This is a genomic window from Steroidobacter sp. (genome assembly GCF_016790065.1).
GTDB lineage: Bacteria > Pseudomonadota > Gammaproteobacteria > Steroidobacterales > Steroidobacteraceae > Steroidobacter.
Map to the genome: position 1 here is coordinate 1 of NZ_JAEUPY010000480.1, position 1,660 is coordinate 1,660.

Consider the following 1,660-nt stretch of genomic DNA (forward strand, 5'->3'; position numbering starts at 1 on the left):
GTTGTCGTATGCAGGCCGAGCAGAGTTGGGGCCGCTTTGGCCGAAGCCGCTGATGCCGGTGTAGATCAGCCGCGGATTGACCTTGCGCAGCTCTTCAAATCCCAAGCCGAGCTTGCGCATGGTGCCCGGCCGAAAATTCTCGACCACCACGTGAGCTTTCTTGACCATGTCCAGAAACAGCTCGCGCCCCTGTTGGGTCTTCAAATCCAACGTCACGCCGAGCTTGTGTCGATTGTACTGAGCGAAGAAACCGCTGAGTCGTTCGTCCCCCTGCTCCACCATAGGTGGAAACGTGCGCACGTAGTCGGGGTCCCCCGGATTCTCGATCTTGATGACGGTCGCGCCCATGTCGGCGAGCATCATCGTGCAGTACGGGCCGGCGACCACGCGCGTCAGGTCCAAGACCAACACACCGTGCAGCGGCCCAGTCGCTGGAGCTTTCGGAACTGCGTTGTCTGAAGTGCTCATGGCGAGCCTCACTGACGCGATTTGGCGAGCAACTCGACGGCCAAGTCCATGCGAACGTCGCGCAACTCTGCCAAGCGCTTGGCGAGCCACTCCACTTCGGGCCCGACAGCACCCGCAGCGAGCGCGATGTTTCGAGCATGCAACGCCATGTGTCCGCGCTGAATGCCTTCGGTAGCGAGCGCACGCATGGCGCCCATGTTTTGAGCCAAACCCACAGCAACGATGATCTCGGCAAGCTCTTGCGCCGAAGTCACCTTCAGAATCCGCAATGCCGCTCGGGCCAGCGGATGCGTCTTGGTAGCGCCGCCCACCAAACCGACCGGCATCGGCATTTCAATCGTGCCGATCAGATCGCCGTTGTTGGCGCGTTCCCAAGTGGTCAACGACGTGTAATGACCGCTGCGAGCCGCATAGGCATGCGCACCGGCTTCGACAGCGCGCCAGTCGTTACCTGTGGCAACGACGACAGGGTCGATGCCATTCATGATTCCTTTGTTATGAGTCGCCGCGCGGTACGGATCGACGGCAGCAAACGTATAAGCATCGAGCATGCCTTCGATCACGCGCTCACCCGAATACTCTGCCGTCGTCAGAGTCTTGGGCGACACACGCAAGCTGGCACGAGCCAGACGAAGGTCGGCCAAATTGGAAAGAATACGAAGGCGGACCGAACCGCCAGTGATGGTCTCGATGCGCGTCGCCACGGCCTCAGCCATGGTGTTCACGGTGTTGGCGCCCATGGCATCGCGAACGTCGACGATCAAGTGAGTGACGACCATCGGGCCGCGCGGCGTGTTCGGGAACACGTGCACTTCGATGTCTCGACAGCCGCCGCCCAAGCCGATCAGAACTTTGTCACGGCTGTTCGCGAGTTCGATCAACTCGGAACGCGCACGCAAGATGGCCTGGCGTGCACCGAAGGGATCGGCGACTCCGACCAGCTGAATCTGCGAACGCATCAGCGGCTGCGAGCTGGAGGTGAAGAAGCCGCCCGTCTCACGCACCAGCTTGGCCATGAACGACGCCGCCGCGACGATCGAGGGTTCTTCCACGACCATGGGTACGACCACGTCCTTGCCGTTGACCAAGAAGTTGCTAGCCACGGCCAGCGGCAATTCGAAAGTGCCGATGACGTTCTCGATCATCCCGTCAGCGGCAGCGCTCGGCAGCGCGCCGGGCTTGCCCAGCAGCT

2 protein-coding genes are annotated in these 1,660 nt (G+C 61.5%); both read right to left on the reverse strand.

Features of this window, described 5'->3' with window-relative positions; translation table 11 throughout:
- Nucleotides 1–468 (reverse strand): CaiB/BaiF CoA transferase family protein (locus JNL55_RS19865; RefSeq protein WP_293857707.1); only part of this gene is annotated, 468 nt, incomplete at its 3' end.
- Nucleotides 469–476: 8 nt separating this feature from the next.
- Nucleotides 477–1,660 (reverse strand): hydroxymethylglutaryl-CoA reductase, degradative (locus JNL55_RS19870; protein WP_293857710.1); only part of this gene is annotated, 1,184 nt, incomplete at its 5' end.